The sequence below is a fragment of the Benzoatithermus flavus genome (genome assembly GCF_037908215.1).
GTDB lineage: Bacteria > Pseudomonadota > Alphaproteobacteria > Geminicoccales > Geminicoccaceae > Benzoatithermus > Benzoatithermus flavus.
This window is the reverse complement of sequence record NZ_JBBLZC010000043.1, coordinates 1-15,183: the sequence shown is the minus strand read 5'-3', so window position 1 is coordinate 15,183 and position 15,183 is coordinate 1. Positions and strand designations below refer to the sequence as shown.

Here is a 15,183-nt window from a genome sequence, read left to right as displayed (position 1 = left end):
TCGGTCGGGGCGGCCCCGTTCACCTGGCCGGGAGAGCGGCCAGCGTGAGCGCGCACCGATCCGACGGACGAGGAGATCCGGCGCCTCCCCGAGGCGACGCGCACCATCGCCGTGGTGATGGATCGCCGCCTCGAGATCGAGCACACGCGCCTCGGCGTCGGGGCGCGGCAGAAGATGCTGGCCGCGGCGGGGCGAGGCTCGGGATCGAAGAAGCTCGGGGAGGGGCGAAGCGGCGCAAACGTCTTCCCCGCTCCTCCCTCAATCCTCGAGCCGGACCGTATCCTCATCGCCCAGCGCCTCGCCGTGGCCGATCTCGATCAGCCTCAGGCGGGCATCATGGGGGTTGGTGAGGCGATGCTTCTTGCCGCGCGGGACGCAGATGCTCTGGCCGGCCCCGAGCCGGTGCGTCTCGCCGTCGAGCTGGACCAGGGCCTCGCCCTCGACGATCACCCAGGTCTCGTCGCGGCCGGGATGGTACTGGAAGGTGAGCCGGCCGTGCGGATCGACCACGACCTCCTTGACCTTGAAGCCCGGCCCCTCGTGAAGCACGGTGAACTGGCCCCAGGGGCGCATCTCGCGGGCGTGGCTGGCGGCCTCCTTGCGCCCGCCCTTGACCAATGCATCGACCACCGCGCGGACGGCCTCGCTGTTCTGCCGGTCGGCGACGAGAACGGCATCCGCGGTCTCGATCACGGCGAGACCCTCGACCCCGGCCAGCGCCACGACGCGCCGCTCGGAGCGGATCAGATTGTCCCGAGCGTCGACGGCCAGCGTGTCGCCCTGGCGGGCGTTGCCGGAAGCGTCCTTGTCCATGAGCTCCCAGATCGCATGCCAGGAGCCGACATCGGACCATTGCGGGTCAGAGGGCACCACGGCGACGTGGGCCGAACGCTCCATCACCGCCTTGTCGATCGGCTGGGAGCGGATGCCGGCATAAGCGGCGGCATCGAGACCGGCTCTCGCCACCTCGGCCGGAGCAGGGCAGGCGGCGCGGGTCGCTTCCAGGATGTCGGGTGCCCAGCGGCCGAGTTCCTTGAGCATCCGGTCCGCACGGAACACGAACATGCCGCTGTTCCATAAGGAACGGCCTTCGGCCAGAAGCCGCTCGGCGACCTCGCGCACCGGCTTCTCGATGAAGCGCTCGACCCGGAGCACGCCCTCGATCTCCGGCAGCGGCTCGGCCGGAGCAATCCAGCCGAAGCCGGTCTCTGGCCGTGAGGGGGCGATGCCGAAGGTGACGAGCCAGCCTTCGGCGGCGGCGGCCGCAGCGCGGCGCAGCGCGGCGTAGAGATTGTCCTGATCCAGCATCAGGTGGTCGGAAGGACAGACCCACAAGATGCTCTCGCCTCCGAACGCAGCCTCGGCATGAAGGGCGGCAAGCGCCACGGCAGCGGCGGTGTTGCGGGCCGAAGGCTCCAGCAGGAGGTGATCCAGGAGCGCCGGGTCGAGGGCGCCGAGCTGCCGGCGGATCAGGACGGCCTGACCCGCCGCGGCCACGGTCACGATCCGACCGGCCGGCGCGGTGCGCAGCGCCCGGCGCACGGTGGTCTGGAGCAGGGATTCCTCGCCGAACAGCTCGACGAGATGCTTGGGGAAAGCGGCACGGCTCACCGGCCACAACCGGGTGCCGGAGCCGCCGGCCAGGATGGTCGGCACCAGGGTGGCGGGAAAGGGCTCGGACATGCGCTTGTCACCCATGCAATTGTCACCCATGCAACGAAGAAATGCTGGCCGTGCTCGCCCGGCCGGACCATGCCGGCAAGCTGCCTCGGCTTGCTGCTCGCCGCAAGCCGTTCCACCCTAACGTGCGACCATGAACGGCAGATTACCGCGACCCGCTCGCCTTGACGCAGGCGGCAGCGCGCGGCAACGGTGGCCCGCTCGCCGGGCCGCTCGGCGCGAGCGGACGGTGGCCTTCGAGGGGGAGCAAGCCATGACGAGCACGAACCAGCGCTGGAGCGTTCATCCCGACCACGGGCCCTATGCCAGCGGGCTCGACAAGAACGCGGCCAACTTCGCTCCGCTGACACCGCTTTCCTTCCTCGCCCGCACGGCCGCAGTCTATCCCGAGCGCACGGCCGTGGTGCACGGCGGCATGAAGCGCAGCTACCGCGAGCTCGCGGCGCGCTGCCGGCGCCTCGCATCTGCTCTCGAGCGGCGTGGGATCGGGCCCGGCGACACGGTGGCGGCGATGCTGCCCAACACGCCCGCCATGGTGGAAGCGCATTACGGTGTGCCGATGTGCGGCGCGGTGCTCAATACCCTGAACACCCGGCTCGATGCCGCGGCGCTCGCCTTCATCCTCGATCACGGCGAGGCCAGAGCGCTCGTCGTCGATACCGAGTTCGGGCCCTTGATGCGCGAGGCCTTGCGGCTCGCCGGACGGAAGATCCTCGTGATCGACGTCGACGATCCGGAAGGGCCCGGCCTCGGCGAGCGGATCGGCGAGATCGAGTACGAGGAGTTCCTGGCCGAAGGCGACCCGGCATTCACGCCGCTCTACCCGGCCGACGAGTGGCAGGCGATCGCACTCAACTACACTTCGGGCACCACCGGCAATCCGAAGGGGGTCGTCTACCATCATCGCGGAGCGCATCTGAATGCGGTCGGCAACGTGCTCGTCTGGAACATGCCGCAGTTTCCGGTCTATCTGTGGACGTTGCCGATGTTCCACTGCAACGGCTGGTGCTTTCCCTGGACCGTGGTGCTGCAGGCGGGCACGCAGGTCTGCCTGCGGCGGGTCGCGAGCGAGACCATCTTCGCGGCGCTCGCGGAGCACGGCGTCACCCATCTCTGCGGCGCGCCGATCGTGATGAGCATGATCGTGAACGCACCCGAGAGCGCGCGCCGGCCGTTTGCCCAGAAGGTGAGGATGATGACCGCGGCCTCCGCACCGCCCGCAGCCGTGCTCGAGAAGATGGAGCGGCTCGGGATCGAGGTCACCCATGTCTACGGGCTCACCGAGGTCTATGGCCCCGCCACGGTCTGCGCCTGGCAGGAGGAGTGGGCCGCCCTCGATCCGGACGCCCGCTCCAAGAAGCTGGCGCGGCAGGGCGTGCCCTATCCGGTCCTGGAGGGACTCGAGGTGATGGACCCCGCCACCATGACGCCCGTGCCGCGCGACGGCGCCACGCTCGGCGAGATCATGATGCGCGGCCACGACGTGATGAAGGGCTACCTCAAGAACCCGAGCGCCACCGAGGAGGCGTTCCGGGGCGGCTGGTTCCACACGGGCGACCTCGCGGTCATGCATCCCGACGGCTATGTCGAGATCAAGGACCGCTCCAAGGACATCATCATTTCGGGAGGCGAGAACATCAGCTCGATCGAGGTCGAGGGTGCGCTCTATCGCCACCCGGCGGTGCTCGAGGCGGCGGTGGTGGCGCGTCCCGACGAGAAGTGGGGCGAAACGCCTTGCGCTTTCGTCACGCTGAAGGAAGGCGCCGAGGTCAGCGAACAGGAGCTGATCGAGCACTGCCGGCGCGAGCTCGCCCACTTCAAGGCACCGAAAACCATCGTCTTCGGGCCTTTGCCCAAGACCTCGACCGGCAAGATCCAGAAGTTCGCGCTGCGCGAGCAGGCGAAGAAGCTCTGAGGCGCGTCGCAGGCTAGGGTGCGCTTACTTCTTGAGCTGGTCGTAGATGAAGCCGCCGGCGGCGCCCACCGCCGCACCCTTGGCCGCACCGCTCAGGATGCCGCCGCCGGTCACGGCACCGAGACCGGCGCCAGCGGCACCACCGATCGCCGCACCCCGGCCCACGTTCTTGGTGCAGGCGGCCGTGCTCAGACTGGTGACGACGAGAAAGCTCGCCAGGATCGCTCGGGTCTTCGTCACGTCGGTGCTCCTTTCCCATTGACGCGGCGCGCGGGCGCGATATCGCGGACGGTGATGCGTCGCGATCGGTGCTCGCTCATGGCTGGTGTACCCGGCTATAGCCCAAATTTTTCATGACCTTATCCAGGTCGAGGTGGCTGCGAAAGAACCGGACGCAGTGGCGGAAGGTTGCATCGGTGAGCCGATAACGGACCTCCTTGCCGACCGGCTCGTCGGCGATGAAGCCGCGGGCACGCCCCTCGCGGATCGCACGCTCGGCGGTCGAGCGCGACACACCGGCATAGTCCACGATCCGCTCGATGAGCGTGGTGCGGTTCATGCCGGGTTCGGCGAACAGCACCGAGAGCATCGTCCAGTAGGTCATGTCGTGGTGCCGCGGGTCGGGCGAGAACGACCGCCACGCCCGTGCCGATTCCAGAGAGCCGCGGAACGCCGTCTGCGCACGCGCGAGCTCCTCCGACGACAGCCCTTCCTCGTCCTCGATCGCCATGATCGCACCGTGACGGTTCCGAGCAGCGGCGTCAAGATGAAGCTTCATTTTGAAGCTTCAGAATGAAGAGCGAAGAGCCCTCATCGGTGCGGGCCGCCGTGCTGCCCGCTGCCGCGGCCGGTCTTGGCCCGGAGCTCGTCGATCCGCTTGCTCGCCTCGGCCTTGGTGAGCTGCGGGTCGAACGGCTCGCCGGCTTCCTCGCTCAGGGTTTTGAGATAGGACGCCTGTGCTCCGGTCATGGACTCGTCGCCGGTCACCCAGTCCTCGACCGGCTTCTCGGTGTTCGAGCCCGGATCGGGATCGCGCTTGGGGTTCGTGCGGTCGCTGCTCATGCGCGTTCGTCTCCATCGTGTCCGTTCGATCAATGTTCCAGGGGAGCGATCGGTTCCTGCGCTGCCCGCCCGGCAGGGAAGGGGCTCGACCGGCGGCGCTCGCCTCGCCATGCTGCGGCCGGTCACGAAGCTTGGATCGAGGGAGGTGCCAGGAAGCATGAGCAGGGTTCTTCTCGTCACCGGCGGCTCGCGCGGGATCGGGGCTGCGATCTGCCGGCTGGGTGCCCGTGCGGGCTACGATGTCGCCGTCAACTATGCCGGCCGGGAGGATGCGGCCGCGGCCGTGGCGGCCGAGGTCCGGGCCGCGGGCCGGCGCGCGATCACGATCAGGGGCGACATCGCCGACGAGGCGGCGGTCGCCGCCATGTTCGACCGCTGCGCCGAGGAGCTCGGGTCGGTGGACGCCTTCGTGAGCAACGCCGGCGTGATCCATAAAGCCGCACCCTTGGCCGAGATTCCCGTGGCCGAGATCCGGCGGGTCGTCGAGATCGACCTTACCGCGCACCTGATCTGCTGCCGCGAAGCGGTGCGGCGCATGTCGACGAAGCGTGGCGGCAAGGGTGGGGCCATCGTCCTGATCTCGTCGATGGCCTCCGAGCTGTTCGGCGCCGGCGGCTTCATCCCCTACGGTGCCGCCAAGGGCGGGATCGACGTGCTCACGATCGGTCTCGGCAAGGAGGTCGCAGGCGAGGGGATCCGGGTCACGGGCCTGCGGCCCGGCCTGATCGACACCGATATCCAGGACGACACCGGCATCGAGAGTCGCATCGCCCGCTTCGGGCCGACCGTGCCGATGGGCCGGGCCGGAACGGCCGAGGAGGTCGCCGAGGCCGCTCTGTGGCTGCTCTCGGACAAGGCCTCCTACGTCACCGGCACGATCTTCAACGTCTCGGGCGGACGCTGAGCGGCCGAACTCGAGAACGGGAGGCGAGATGACGATGGATTCTTATCTCGACGTCACGACGACGCTGCCCGAGGACGGCTGCCGCGGCACCCTGGTCGGCCGCATCTGGCTCCCCGGCGCGCCGGGTGGCCCTGCGGTCGTCGCCGTGCGCGAGGACGGGGTCTACGATCTGACCGGGATCGTTGCCACGATGAGCGAGCTTTGCGCGGCCGACGATCCGGTGGCGCTGGCCCGCTCGACGACGGCGCCGCGCATCGGCGATCTGGCGCCGATCCTCGCGAACAGCCGCTGGGACCGCCGCGACCCGGCGCTGCCCTGGCTTCTCGCACCCGTCGACCTGCAGGCGATCAAGGCCGCGGGCGTGACGTTCGCAAGAAGCATGCTCGAGCGCGTGGTGGAGGAGCGCGCCAAGGGCGATCCGAGCCGGGCACAGGCGATCCGCGAGCGGATCGTGGCCGTCATCGGCACGGATCTGCGCGCCGTCCGCCCTGGCTCGGAGGAAGCGGCCCGGCTCAAGGAGCACCTCCTGGCGGAGGGTGCCTGGTCGCCATATCTCGAGGTCGGGATCGGGCCCGACGCCGAGGTGTTCACGAAAGCCCAGCCCATGTCGGCCGTGGGCCATGGCGCGGAGGTCGGCATCCATTCCCGCTCGCGCTGGAACAACCCCGAGCCCGAGCTCGTGCTCGTGGTGAGCCCGCGCGGGCGGATCGTGGGGGCCACGCTCGGCAACGACGTCAATCTGCGTGACGTCGAGGGGCGGAGCGCTCTCCTTCTCGGCAAGGCCAAGGACAACAACGCGTCCACGAGCCTCGGGCCCTTCATCCGGCTGGTCGACGCCAGCTTCGGCCTCGACGACATGCGCGCCGCCGAGGTCGGACTCGAGATCACGGGCGAGGACGGCTTTCGGCTCACCGCCACGAGTTCGATGCGCGAGATCAGCCGCGACATCGAGGATCTCGTCGGCCAGACGATCGGCGCGCACCACGCCTATCCGGACGGGTTCGTGCTGTTCTGCGGAACGATGTTCGCACCCGTGATCGACCGCGGTGAGCCCGGTCTGGGCTTCACGCATCACGCCGGCGACATCGTCACCATCGCCTCGCCCATGCTCGGCACGCTCGCGAACCGGGTCGATCTGTGCGAGCGGATCGCCCCCTGGAGCTTCGGCGCGACCGCCCTCATGCGCAACCTCGCCGGGCGCGGCCTGCTCTGACGCGAGCCGCGCCGGCCGCGAAAACCGAAACGGGGCCGAAGAGGCCCCGTTCGCCGCGTCGTCTCAGGCGGTTCCTGCCGCTGAAGACTTCGGATCCCGTGCTAGTCGCAGCCGCTCGATCTCCTCCTTGATGCGGAGCTTCTCTTTCTTCAAACGGGCCAAGCATACTTGGTCCGGCATCGGCCGGTGGAGTTCCTCATCGATGAGATGCTCGAGATGAGCATGCTTGTTGCGAAGGCTGTCGAGGTGCTCCTGAACGGACATAGGCTTGGGACCCTCCCAGCGTCTTTCGACGGACATCTACAACTTAATGACAGCGGGGAGGCATTTCCACTACATGGTGGTTGCCGCCTCGGAGCGGCAATTGCCGCTTCGCGTCAAGCGACCGCGTGCGCGGCGCCCGGGCCGTGATCGGAGCAACGGTCCGGCAAGCCGGCGCGAGCCCGGCAAGCACTTCGGAAAGCTGCGCTTTGGGCCATGAGCGACATCGGCTTGTCCCGGCGCGGAAAGGAACCGGGTGGTCGCATCGCGTTCCGGGGCTGCCTGCCGCATCGATGGCTGCGACCAGATGTCGCGGCATCGTCACTCGCTCTCCAGACGGTAGTGAGCGGCCCCGAGGAGGCCCGTATCAGGGCGCAGCACGAGCCAGGTCGGGATCGGCTCGAGATAGACGCGCATCCGGCCCTTGGCCTCGAACCGGCGGCGGAACGCCGCTCGGTCGAACAGCGAGCCCAGCCGCAGGCAGATCCCGCCGGCCACGAAGACGCCGCCGCGCGCCCCGAGCATCAGCGCGAGATCGCCGGCGGCCGAGCCCAGGAGCGCGCTGAACGTGGCGACCGCCTCGCAGCAGACGGGGCAGGAGCCGGTGCGCGCGGCCGCGGTCACGTCCTCGGGCGTGGCCGCAGCGAGCTCTCTGCCACTCAGCGTCGCCAGGGCTTGGGCCAGGTTGAGGAGCCCCTGGCCGGACAGCACCCGCTCGTTCGAGACATGGCCGAAGCGCTCGCTCAGGATCGCCAGCATGTCCCGCTCGCGGGCATTGCCGGGTGCCAGCGAGACGTGGCCTCCCTCCGTCGGCAGCGCCGTCCAGCCGTGGCGGCCGGGAACGAGGGCCGAGACGCCCAGGCCCGTCCCGGGGCCCAGCACGCCGATCGCGCGGCCCGGTATCGGGGTGCCGCCGCCCAAGAGCTCGAGCTCGTCCGCTGCGAGATGCGGCATGGCGAGCGCCTGCGCCACGAAGTCGTTGATCACGGCGAGCTGGCTCAGCCCGAGCCGTGCCTGCAGCGCCATGATCGAGAACGCCCAGGGACTGTTGGTAAAGCGGATCTCGTCGCTCTCGACCGGTGTCGCCACGGCGATCACCGCCTCTTCGACCCGCCTGCCGGCGAGATAGGCTTCGATCGCGGCGGCCGGGTCCGGAAAGTCGCGGACGAGGAGATGGCGCTCCTCCTGCGGTGGCCCGCCGGGTTCGGCGAGAGCGAAGCGCGCGTTCGTGCCGCCGATATCCGCGATCAGCCGGAGCATGATGATCGACCTCCTGCCGGATGCCTTGCTCGAGCAACGATAACAGTCGTCCCGTCGCGCGGATGCAAGCGCGCGCGGGGCGATGTGTCACGCCCATGGCCTCGGCGAAGTGGCGGTCTCCTCGCCCGATGTGCTATAACGACCGCGCTCGACGATAGTTACGAAAGCTGCCGGAACTACATGGACGACAGGCCGGTCAGGACCGAGATCGATACCCGGCTCGAGACGCTGCGGGCCACGCACCGCGCGCTGGACGAGCGGATCGCTCAGCTCGCGGCTCAAGGCTCGTGCGACGAGCTCGAGCTGCAGCGGCTGAAGAAGCGGAAGCTGGCGCTCAAGGACCGGATCATGCACCTGGAGAGCGCCAGGATTCCCGACATCATCGCCTGAGCTTTCGGCCGCCTCAGCGCTTCAGGCGAGTGACGTGCCCCATCTTGCGGCCCTCGCGGGTCTCGCGCTTGCCGTAGAGGTGGAGCCTGGCACCGGGCTCGGCTAGAAGCTCCGGCCAGTGGTCGACGTCGTGGCCGATCAGGTTCTGCATCTCCGCATCGGCGAAGCGGGTGGGATCGCCGAGCGGCAGGTCGCAGACCGCGCGCACGTGCTGCTCGAACTGGCTCACCGCGCAGGCATCGATGGTCCAGTGCCCGGAATTGTGCGGCCGTGGCGCCAGTTCGTTGACGAGCAGCTCGCCACTTCGTGTCAGGAACATCTCGACCGCGAGCAGGCCCTCGAGCCCGAGGGCCTGTGCTATCCGCTCGGCGATCCCGACCGCGCGCGCGGCGAGCGTTTCGGGGAGCGGCGCAGGCGCGATGGTGACGTCGAGGATATGGTGGCGGTGCCGGTTCTCGACCGGAACGTAGCTCGCCTGCTGGCCTTTGCTGTTGCGCGCGGTCACGACCGAGAGCTCGAGGGCGAAGTCGACCCAGGCCTCGTGGATCAGGACCGGCTGGCCGAGGCGGGCGAAAGCGGCCTCGGGATCGGTCTCGGCGGTGACACGGAGCTGGCCCTTGCCGTCGTAGCCCAGGCGCGTGGTCTTGAGCACGCCGTGACCGAGGCGCTCACGGGCCGCCGCGAGATCGGCCGGACTCCCGACGCGGGCATACCTTGTGACCGGAATGCCGAGGCCGCGCACGAAGTCCTTCTCGGCCAGGCGGTCCTGGGTGATGCGCAGGACCCTGGCGCCGGGACGCACCGGGCGCTCCCTGGCCAGGCGCTCCACGGCGCTCACGGGTACGTTCTCGAACTCGAGCGTCACCACGTCGACGGCGGCGGCAAAAGCCGCGAGCGCCGCCTCGTCCTCGTAAGGGGCGCAGGTGAAGGCGGCGGCGACGTCGGCGGCCGGGCTTTCCGCCTCGGGAGCGAAGATGTGGCAGCGATAGCCGAGGCGGGCCGCCGCCATGGCGGTCATGCGGCCGAGCTGGCCGCCGCCCAGGATGCCGATCGTGGAGCCGGGCGGGATCATCGCGTCTCCTCCGGAAGCTCGGCGGGTGCCTCGGCGACGCTTTCGGTCTGCCGCCTCCGCCAGGCCACGAGCGCCGCATCGATCACGGGATCGGACAGGGCCAGGATGGCAGCGGCAAGGAGACCGGCGTTGACGGCCCCCGCACGGCCGATCGCGAGCGTGCCGACGGGCACCCCGCCCGGCATCTGGACGATCGAGTGCAGGCTGTCGACCCCCTTCAGCGCATGGCTCTCGACCGGCACGCCCAGGACCGGGAGCGTGGTGAGCGAGGCGATCATGCCCGGCAGGTGCGCGGCCCCGCCGGCACCGGCGACGATCACCTTGAAGCCCGCGGCACGAGCGCCCTTGGCGAAGCTGTAGAGCCGCTCCGGCGTGCGGTGCGCGGAGACGATGCGCGCCTCGTGCGCCACGCCGAGCTCCGCGAGCACGGCGGCCGTGTGGCGCATCGTTGCCCAGTCGGACTGGCTGCCCATGACGATCGCCACGGGTGGCGCGGAACCGCTCGGGCCGGCCTTGGCGGTGGTGACCTCCTCGCTCACCTCGGTTCCCTTCTTTCGTCCGGCTCGACCGGAAGCGGGCCGAGCAGAAGCTCGAGCTCGGTCAGCGGCGTGCTCGCCGCCCGCGCCGCCGCCTCGTTCTCGCGGCGCACGAGCAGGAACAGCTCCTCGCGCAGCACCGTAGCCTCGGGCGGGAAGCGAAAGCCCAGGCGGACCGCGCGGCCGCGCACCTCGAGCACCCGCACCTCGATCGCGTTGTTGATGATGACCGCCTCGCCGACACGTCGGGTCAGGTTCAGCATGGCTGGCTCCCGCTCGCCTTTCCGGCGCGCCCAGCATGCCGGCGAACACTTAAGGCTCTGTTAACCTTACCCGCTGCATACTGCAATCCGTGCCGGTGCCATGGGGACGGCGGACGTAAGCGGGACGGAGTCCGATGCAGCCACGCGTTTTGCTGTTCGAGCTGATGTCGGGCCGGTCCCGCTGGCTGGCCGAGCGGCAGGCCGTCCTGAGCCGGAACGTCGCCAATGCCGATACGCCGGGCTTTCGCCCGCGCGATCTCGAGCCCGCCGGCTTCGCCGACCTTCTGGGCCGGAAGGCTGGCGGGCTCGAGCCCGTGCGCACTTCGCCCGTCCATCTGGCACCGGCACCGCCCGAGCGGGGCGCGTTCCGCACGGTCGATGCGGGCGGCGCCGAGGCGTCGCCGTCCGGAAACGCCGTGGCGCTGCCGGAGCAGATGCAGAAGATGGCGGCCACCGAGCTCGACCATCAGCTCACCACGCATCTCTACCGCCGCTACATGGCGCTCCTGCGCACGGCGCTGGGTGCGCTCCAGAGTTGACGGGCGCCGTCACCGAACCCTAACCGAGGATCGATCCGCCCATGGATCTCGAGAGTGCCATGACCATCGCCGCGGCCGGGATGAAGGCCCAGTCCGTCCGCCTGCGCGTGACGGCCGAGAATCTCGCCAACGCCGAATCGACCGCGAGCACGCCGGGCGGCGATCCGTTCCAGCGCAAGACCGTGAGCTTCGCGAACCGGCGCGATGCCGCGACCGGTCTCGAGCTCGTGACGATCGACCGCTACGGCGTCGACCGGAGCCCTTTCGAGCGCCGCTACGAGCCCGGCCATCCGGCCGCCGATGCGGCGGGCTACGTCAAGTATCCGAACGTCAACCCGCTGCTCGAGCTCGCCGACATGCGCGAGGCGCAGCGTTCCTACGAGGCCAACCTCAACGCGCTGCAGCTCGCCCGCGCGATGATCGGGCGGACCCTCGATCTGCTGCGCTAGCTCGCGGGGCCGAAGGCCCTCGTCGCCGCGCAGGCCATGCCAACCATCGGGTGAGGAGAAGATCCCTTGCCGACCGCCACGAATGCCGTCAGCCGGGCGGCGCTCGCCGCCTACGAGGCCGCTACCCGCCGCGCTCGGGAGGAGACGGCCGCACCTGCGGCGCCGGCCGCCACGCCGCGCTTCGAGGCCATGCTGCGCCAGGAGCTCGAAGCCACGCGCGATGCCTTGCGCGCGAGCGAGAGCGCATCGGTCGAGGCCCTGACCGGCCGCGGCGACCTGCAGCAGGTGGTGGAAGCCGTGACCGAGGCCGAGCTCGGCCTGCAGAAGCTCGTCGCCGTCCGCGATCGCATGATCTCCGCCTACCAGGAGATCATGCGGATGCCGATCTGAGCCGGGCGGGAAGGATGGATGCCGTGACCCCCGAGGGCGTGATCGGGATCGCGCGCGAGGCGGCCTGGGTGATGCTCGAAATCGGGGCACCCTCGCTCCTCGCGGCGCTCGTCGTGGGCGTTCTCGTGTCGCTCTTCCAGGCGCTGACCCAGATCCAGGAGAGCACGCTCGCCTTCCTGCCGAAGCTGGTCGCGATCCTCCTCGCCCAGATCGTGGCCCTGCCGTTCACCCTCACCGTTCTGGGCGACTTCACGCGGCTCCTGTTCGGGCGCATCGCCGCCATGGGGGGCTCGTGAGACCCCCCCGCGGCGCTCGGGGCGAGGGAGCGTGATGCCGCCCGATCTCCTTTCAGGGGAAGCGTTCCCGGTCTTTCTCGTGTTCGCCCGGTTGGGTGCGGCGCTCATGCTGGCGCCGGGCTTCGGCGAGCACCACGTCCTGCCCCGGCTGCGGCTCCTCCTGGCGCTGGCTTCGAGTCTCGTCGTGAGCCCGGCGCTCGCGGGCGCGCTGCCGCCGCTGCCGGCCGAGCCCTGGCAGCTCGCGACGCTCGTCTCACGCGAGATCCTCGTCGGGCTTTTCCTCGGCTTCACGGCCCGGCTGGTGCTCGCCGCGGTTCACGTCGGCGGCAGCCTGATCGCGACCCAGTCCGGCCTTTCGGCCGCCGCGCTCTTCGACCCGAACGAGGCCGCGCAGAGCACGCTGCCGGCGAGCTTCCTGACCGCGGCGGCGCTGGCGCTTCTGTTCGCTGCCGATTTCCATCATCTCGTCTTGCGCGCGCTCGTGGCGAGCTATGCGATCTTGCCGATCGCGGGCGGCCTCGACGGGAAGGCTGCCGGGGAACTCTCCATCCGCCTCGTCGCCGATGCGACGGCGACGGGGGTCAGGATCGCAGCGCCCATGATCGCGGCCGGCTTCGTCGTCAATCTCGGCCTCGGCGCCCTCAACCGCATGGTGCCGGCCTTCCCGGTGCTGATGCTGGCCCTGCCGCTGCAGCTCCTTCTGGCACTCGCCATCCTGGAGCAGTCGCTGCCGCCCGCCATGGAGCTGTTCGGCCAGTCCCTGGTGCACGGTGTCGCCTGGCTCGATCGCGGCGGCTGAGGTCCCATGGCCGAGGAGCACGACGGGTCCCAGAAGACCGAAGCGCCCTCGCAGCGTCGCCTGCAGGAGGCGCGAGAGCGCGGCCAGGTCGTCGCCTCGCGCGAGGTGGCGACGGCGCTCTCCTTCGTGGCCGCAGCACTGGCCTGCGCCGCATCGGCTTCCCAGGCGGCGCAGACCGTCGTCACGGTGGGGCGCGTCTTCCTCGCCGAGGCCGCGGCCCGCGGGATCGATCAGGGCTGGCTCGGTCCCTTTCTGCGCGAAGCCGTGATCCACGTAGGCGCGGCGCTGGCGCTGCCGGCCCTGGCATGCGCGGCTGCGCCCGTGTTGGGCGCCGTTCTCCAGAACGCGGTGGTCTGGACCGCTGAGCCCCTGCGGCCGAAGCTCGAGCGGATCTCGCCTCTGGCGGGCGCCAAGCGTCTGCTCTCGCTGCGCGCGCTGCTCGAGCTCGTGAAGAGCCTCGCCAAGATCGGCCTGGTCGGCACCGCGCTCCTGCTCCTCCTGTGGCCGGAGCGGGGCGCCATCCTCGCCGCCGGCCGGCTCGAGCCGGGGCCGTTCGCGGCCTACCTCGCCAACCTCCCGCTCGAGGTGCTCGCGGTCGCAGCACTCGTGGCGGCGCTGATCGCTGCGGCCGATTACGGCCAGCAATGGCTCGCCTTCATGCGGCAGATGCGGATGTCGCGCCGCGAGCTGCAGGACGAGCTGAAGCAGAGCGAGGGCGACCCGCATACCCGGCAGCGCCTCAAGAGCCTGCGCCTGGAGCGGACGCGACGGCGCATGATGGCGGAACTGCCGAAGGCCACCGTCGTGATCGCGAACCCGACCCACGTCGCCGTGGCGCTGCGCTATGTCGGCGGCGAGACTCCGGCGCCCAAGGTGCTCGCGAAGGGCGTGGACGCGCTGGCCCTGCGCATCCGCGCCGCTGCCGAGGCGCACGGGATCCCCGTCGTCGAGAACCCGCCCCTGGCACGGGCGCTCCATACCGCCTGCGGGATCGGCGAGTTCATCCCGCCTGCCCATTATCAGGCGGTCGCGGAGATCGTCTCCTACGTCATGCGGCTCAACGACGAGCGACACCCCTGACCATCGTACCAGCGTGTCGCGATGGTCGCGCGGCCATGCGCCACCAAGATTTCGTTCACCGCCCGCGGTCCATGCTCGGCTCCACGGAAACGCCTCAAGTCGCGGCCTCGCGCCGCCATAACGTGGAGCCTCGCCCGTGCGAAGGTTCACCCTCCTTGCCGCCGCGCTCGTCGCTGCCGCCGGCTCGCTGCCGACCGTCTCCGCCCGAGCCGCGGCGCCCGCTCTGTTCGGCACCGCCGAGTTTCGCGCCGATTCGCTCGCGGCCCTGCCGCAATGGCGCCGCGTCCTGGACCGCATGGCGGCGGAGTCCGGCGCACTCGCGGCCTGCGCGCGCGTCCACCGCTCTTGCCCGAGCCCGGGTGCGCGCGACTGGCTGGCTCTTCTGCGCCGGCTCGACGGCGAGCCGCGTTGGCAGCAGCTCCGCGCCGTCAACCGGTTCGCCAACGACCGGCCCTATCGCAGCGACGGCGAGAACTATGGCCGGAGCGATTACTGGGCGACGCCGCTCGAGTTCCTGCGCCGCTCCGGCGACTGCGAGGACTATGCCATCATCAAATACGCCTCCCTGCGCCGTCTCGGCTGGCCCGCGGAGCAGCTCCGGCTCGTCGTGCTGAAGGACGTCGTCCGCGACCTCCCCCATGCCGTGCTCGTCGTCTATCTGGGCGGCACGGCCTACATCCTCGACAACCTCACGGACGCGATCCTGCCGCAGGAGCGGATCACGCATTACGTTCCTTACTACTCCGTCAACGAGGTCGCGCGCTGGGCGCATGCGCCGCAGGACTCCCTGGTCGTGACCATGACCGCATCGGCGCGCCCCTGAGGCGAGGCCGGGCAGAACGTTCTCGGGGCGATCGGATGAACGGAACACAGGCGGGAAGAGACATGGCCGCCCGATCGCCCGGCAGCAGGAATGACCGGGAAGAGCCATTGGCCCCTCCCGGACCCATCCCGCCACCTGGGGCAGGGGCGCCGGGCGGGGATGGCGGTTCTCATGCCGGGCACGCCTGCCGGCACGCCTTTTCGAGCTCGCGGCTGCCGAGCCAGTTCAGGGTGCTGGCATCGATCGCGATC

The 15,183-nt window shown here is 70.1% G+C and carries 20 protein-coding genes; 11 read left to right on the top strand and 9 right to left on the bottom strand.

The window, feature by feature from the left end; all coding sequences use genetic code 11:
- Positions 1-258: 258 nt before the first annotated feature.
- Positions 259-1,683, bottom strand: coding sequence for a mannose-1-phosphate guanylyltransferase/mannose-6-phosphate isomerase (locus U1T56_RS23345; protein WP_418161918.1), 1,425 nt, complete (start codon positions 1,681-1,683; stop codon positions 259-261).
- 250 nt (positions 1,684-1,933) lie between these two features.
- Here U1T56_RS23345 and U1T56_RS23340 point away from each other — a divergent pair, with 250 nt between their 5' ends.
- Positions 1,934-3,595, top strand: coding sequence for an acyl-CoA synthetase (locus tag U1T56_RS23340; RefSeq protein ID WP_418161917.1), 1,662 nt, complete (start codon positions 1,934-1,936; stop codon positions 3,593-3,595).
- A 24-nt stretch (positions 3,596-3,619) separates the two neighbouring features.
- On the opposite strand, the gene U1T56_RS23335 is transcribed toward U1T56_RS23340, so the two are convergent.
- The 3 genes from U1T56_RS23335 to U1T56_RS23325 all read right to left on the bottom strand — a co-directional run bounded on the left by U1T56_RS23335 (position 3,620) and on the right by U1T56_RS23325 (position 4,657).
- Positions 3,620-3,835 carry a hypothetical protein gene (locus U1T56_RS23335; RefSeq protein ID WP_418161916.1) on the bottom strand — a complete coding sequence of 72 codons (216 nt, stop codon included), beginning with the start codon at positions 3,833-3,835 and terminating at the stop codon, positions 3,620-3,622.
- Between the two features lie 76 nt (positions 3,836-3,911).
- The gene (locus tag U1T56_RS23330; RefSeq protein WP_418161915.1) at positions 3,912-4,325 is read right to left on the bottom strand and encodes a hypothetical protein; all 414 of its coding nucleotides are present in this window, start codon (positions 4,323-4,325) and stop codon (positions 3,912-3,914) included.
- A gap of 80 nt (positions 4,326-4,405) precedes the next feature.
- On the bottom strand, positions 4,406-4,657 hold the full coding sequence (locus U1T56_RS23325; RefSeq protein WP_418161914.1) for a DUF3072 domain-containing protein: 252 nt from the start codon (positions 4,655-4,657) through the stop codon (positions 4,406-4,408).
- Between the two features lie 157 nt (positions 4,658-4,814).
- Between U1T56_RS23325 and U1T56_RS23320 the strand changes: the two genes are divergently transcribed.
- Both U1T56_RS23320 and U1T56_RS23315 read left to right on the top strand, forming a co-directional pair.
- A complete protein-coding gene (locus U1T56_RS23320; protein WP_418161913.1) occupies positions 4,815-5,561 on the top strand; it encodes an SDR family oxidoreductase in 747 nt (248 codons plus the stop codon).
- Positions 5,562-5,595: 34 nt separating this feature from the next.
- A complete protein-coding gene (locus tag U1T56_RS23315) occupies positions 5,596-6,774 on the top strand; it encodes a fumarylacetoacetate hydrolase family protein (protein WP_418161934.1) in 1,179 nt (392 codons plus the stop codon).
- A gap of 63 nt (positions 6,775-6,837) precedes the next feature.
- On the opposite strand, the gene U1T56_RS23310 is transcribed toward U1T56_RS23315, so the two are convergent.
- Both U1T56_RS23310 and glk read right to left on the bottom strand, forming a co-directional pair.
- Positions 6,838-7,038 (bottom strand): YdcH family protein, encoded by a 201-nt coding sequence (locus U1T56_RS23310; protein WP_418161912.1) that lies wholly within the window; start codon positions 7,036-7,038, stop codon positions 6,838-6,840.
- Positions 7,039-7,356: 318 nt separating this feature from the next.
- Positions 7,357-8,295 carry a glucokinase gene (gene glk, locus U1T56_RS23305; protein ID WP_418161911.1) on the bottom strand — a complete coding sequence of 313 codons (939 nt, stop codon included), beginning with the start codon at positions 8,293-8,295 and terminating at the stop codon, positions 7,357-7,359.
- 180 nt (positions 8,296-8,475) lie between these two features.
- On the opposite strand from glk, the gene U1T56_RS23300 reads away from it, so the two are divergent.
- Positions 8,476-8,685, top strand: coding sequence for a YdcH family protein (locus tag U1T56_RS23300; RefSeq protein ID WP_418161910.1), 210 nt, complete (start codon positions 8,476-8,478; stop codon positions 8,683-8,685).
- A gap of 13 nt (positions 8,686-8,698) precedes the next feature.
- Here the strand turns inward: U1T56_RS23300 and U1T56_RS23295 are convergent, their stop codons facing one another.
- The 3 genes from U1T56_RS23295 to U1T56_RS23285 form a co-directional block, all read right to left on the bottom strand.
- A complete protein-coding gene (locus tag U1T56_RS23295; RefSeq protein WP_418161909.1) occupies positions 8,699-9,757 on the bottom strand; it encodes a 5-(carboxyamino)imidazole ribonucleotide synthase in 1,059 nt (352 codons plus the stop codon).
- Positions 9,754-10,230: a 5-(carboxyamino)imidazole ribonucleotide mutase gene (purE, locus tag U1T56_RS23290; RefSeq protein ID WP_418161933.1), complete on the bottom strand. Its 477-nt coding sequence runs from the start codon at positions 10,228-10,230 to the stop codon at positions 9,754-9,756. Before purE ends, U1T56_RS23295 begins: the two co-directional genes overlap by 4 nt.
- Positions 10,231-10,292: 62 nt before the next feature.
- A complete protein-coding gene (locus U1T56_RS23285) occupies positions 10,293-10,556 on the bottom strand; it encodes a carbon storage regulator (RefSeq protein ID WP_418161908.1) in 264 nt (87 codons plus the stop codon).
- 134 nt (positions 10,557-10,690) lie between these two features.
- Between U1T56_RS23285 and U1T56_RS23280 the strand changes: the two genes are divergently transcribed.
- From U1T56_RS23280 to U1T56_RS23250, 7 genes are all read left to right on the top strand, one after another.
- Positions 10,691-11,095: a flagellar basal body protein gene (locus tag U1T56_RS23280; RefSeq protein WP_418161907.1), complete on the top strand. Its 405-nt coding sequence runs from the start codon at positions 10,691-10,693 to the stop codon at positions 11,093-11,095.
- Positions 11,096-11,136: 41 nt separating this feature from the next.
- A complete protein-coding gene (gene flgC, locus U1T56_RS23275; protein ID WP_418161906.1) occupies positions 11,137-11,544 on the top strand; it encodes a flagellar basal body rod protein FlgC in 408 nt (135 codons plus the stop codon).
- Positions 11,545-11,610: 66 nt separating this feature from the next.
- Positions 11,611-11,934, top strand: coding sequence for a flagellar hook-basal body complex protein FliE (gene fliE / locus U1T56_RS23270; RefSeq protein ID WP_418161905.1), 324 nt, complete (start codon positions 11,611-11,613; stop codon positions 11,932-11,934).
- Between the two features lie 23 nt (positions 11,935-11,957).
- Positions 11,958-12,230 carry a flagellar biosynthesis protein FliQ gene (fliQ, locus tag U1T56_RS23265; RefSeq protein WP_418161904.1) on the top strand — a complete coding sequence of 91 codons (273 nt, stop codon included), beginning with the start codon at positions 11,958-11,960 and terminating at the stop codon, positions 12,228-12,230.
- A gap of 34 nt (positions 12,231-12,264) precedes the next feature.
- Positions 12,265-13,029 carry a flagellar biosynthetic protein FliR gene (locus tag U1T56_RS23260; RefSeq protein WP_418161903.1) on the top strand — a complete coding sequence of 255 codons (765 nt, stop codon included), beginning with the start codon at positions 12,265-12,267 and terminating at the stop codon, positions 13,027-13,029.
- Between the two features lie 6 nt (positions 13,030-13,035).
- On the top strand, positions 13,036-14,109 hold the full coding sequence (locus U1T56_RS23255) for an EscU/YscU/HrcU family type III secretion system export apparatus switch protein (protein WP_418161902.1): 1,074 nt from the start codon (positions 13,036-13,038) through the stop codon (positions 14,107-14,109).
- Positions 14,110-14,245: 136 nt separating this feature from the next.
- Positions 14,246-14,932 (top strand): transglutaminase-like cysteine peptidase, encoded by a 687-nt coding sequence (locus U1T56_RS23250; protein ID WP_418161901.1) that lies wholly within the window; start codon positions 14,246-14,248, stop codon positions 14,930-14,932.
- Positions 14,933-15,183 lie beyond the last annotated feature (251 nt).

Coding starts and splice junctions, on each gene's coding strand:
- U1T56_RS23345 (WP_418161918.1), bottom strand. CDS start 1,683: ATGTCCGAGCCCTTTCCCGCCACCCTGGTGCCGACCATCCTGGCCGGC.
- U1T56_RS23340 (WP_418161917.1), top strand. CDS start 1,934: ATGACGAGCACGAACCAGCGCTGGAGCGTTCATCCCGACCACGGGCCC.
- U1T56_RS23330 (WP_418161915.1), bottom strand. CDS start 4,325: ATGGCGATCGAGGACGAGGAAGGGCTGTCGTCGGAGGAGCTCGCGCGT.
- U1T56_RS23325 (WP_418161914.1), bottom strand. CDS start 4,657: ATGAGCAGCGACCGCACGAACCCCAAGCGCGATCCCGATCCGGGCTCG.
- U1T56_RS23320 (WP_418161913.1), top strand. CDS start 4,815: ATGAGCAGGGTTCTTCTCGTCACCGGCGGCTCGCGCGGGATCGGGGCT.
- U1T56_RS23315 (WP_418161934.1), top strand. CDS start 5,596: ATGGATTCTTATCTCGACGTCACGACGACGCTGCCCGAGGACGGCTGC.
- U1T56_RS23310 (WP_418161912.1), bottom strand. CDS start 7,038: ATGTCCGTTCAGGAGCACCTCGACAGCCTTCGCAACAAGCATGCTCAT.
- glk (WP_418161911.1), bottom strand. CDS start 8,295: ATGCTCCGGCTGATCGCGGATATCGGCGGCACGAACGCGCGCTTCGCT.
- U1T56_RS23300 (WP_418161910.1), top strand. CDS start 8,476: ATGGACGACAGGCCGGTCAGGACCGAGATCGATACCCGGCTCGAGACG.
- U1T56_RS23295 (WP_418161909.1), bottom strand. CDS start 9,757: ATGATCCCGCCCGGCTCCACGATCGGCATCCTGGGCGGCGGCCAGCTC.
- purE (WP_418161933.1), bottom strand. CDS start 10,230: ATGGGCAGCCAGTCCGACTGGGCAACGATGCGCCACACGGCCGCCGTG.
- U1T56_RS23285 (WP_418161908.1), bottom strand. CDS start 10,556: ATGCTGAACCTGACCCGACGTGTCGGCGAGGCGGTCATCATCAACAAC.
- U1T56_RS23280 (WP_418161907.1), top strand. CDS start 10,691: ATGCAGCCACGCGTTTTGCTGTTCGAGCTGATGTCGGGCCGGTCCCGC.
- flgC (WP_418161906.1), top strand. CDS start 11,137: ATGGATCTCGAGAGTGCCATGACCATCGCCGCGGCCGGGATGAAGGCC.
- U1T56_RS23260 (WP_418161903.1), top strand. CDS start 12,265: ATGCCGCCCGATCTCCTTTCAGGGGAAGCGTTCCCGGTCTTTCTCGTG.
- U1T56_RS23255 (WP_418161902.1), top strand. CDS start 13,036: ATGGCCGAGGAGCACGACGGGTCCCAGAAGACCGAAGCGCCCTCGCAG.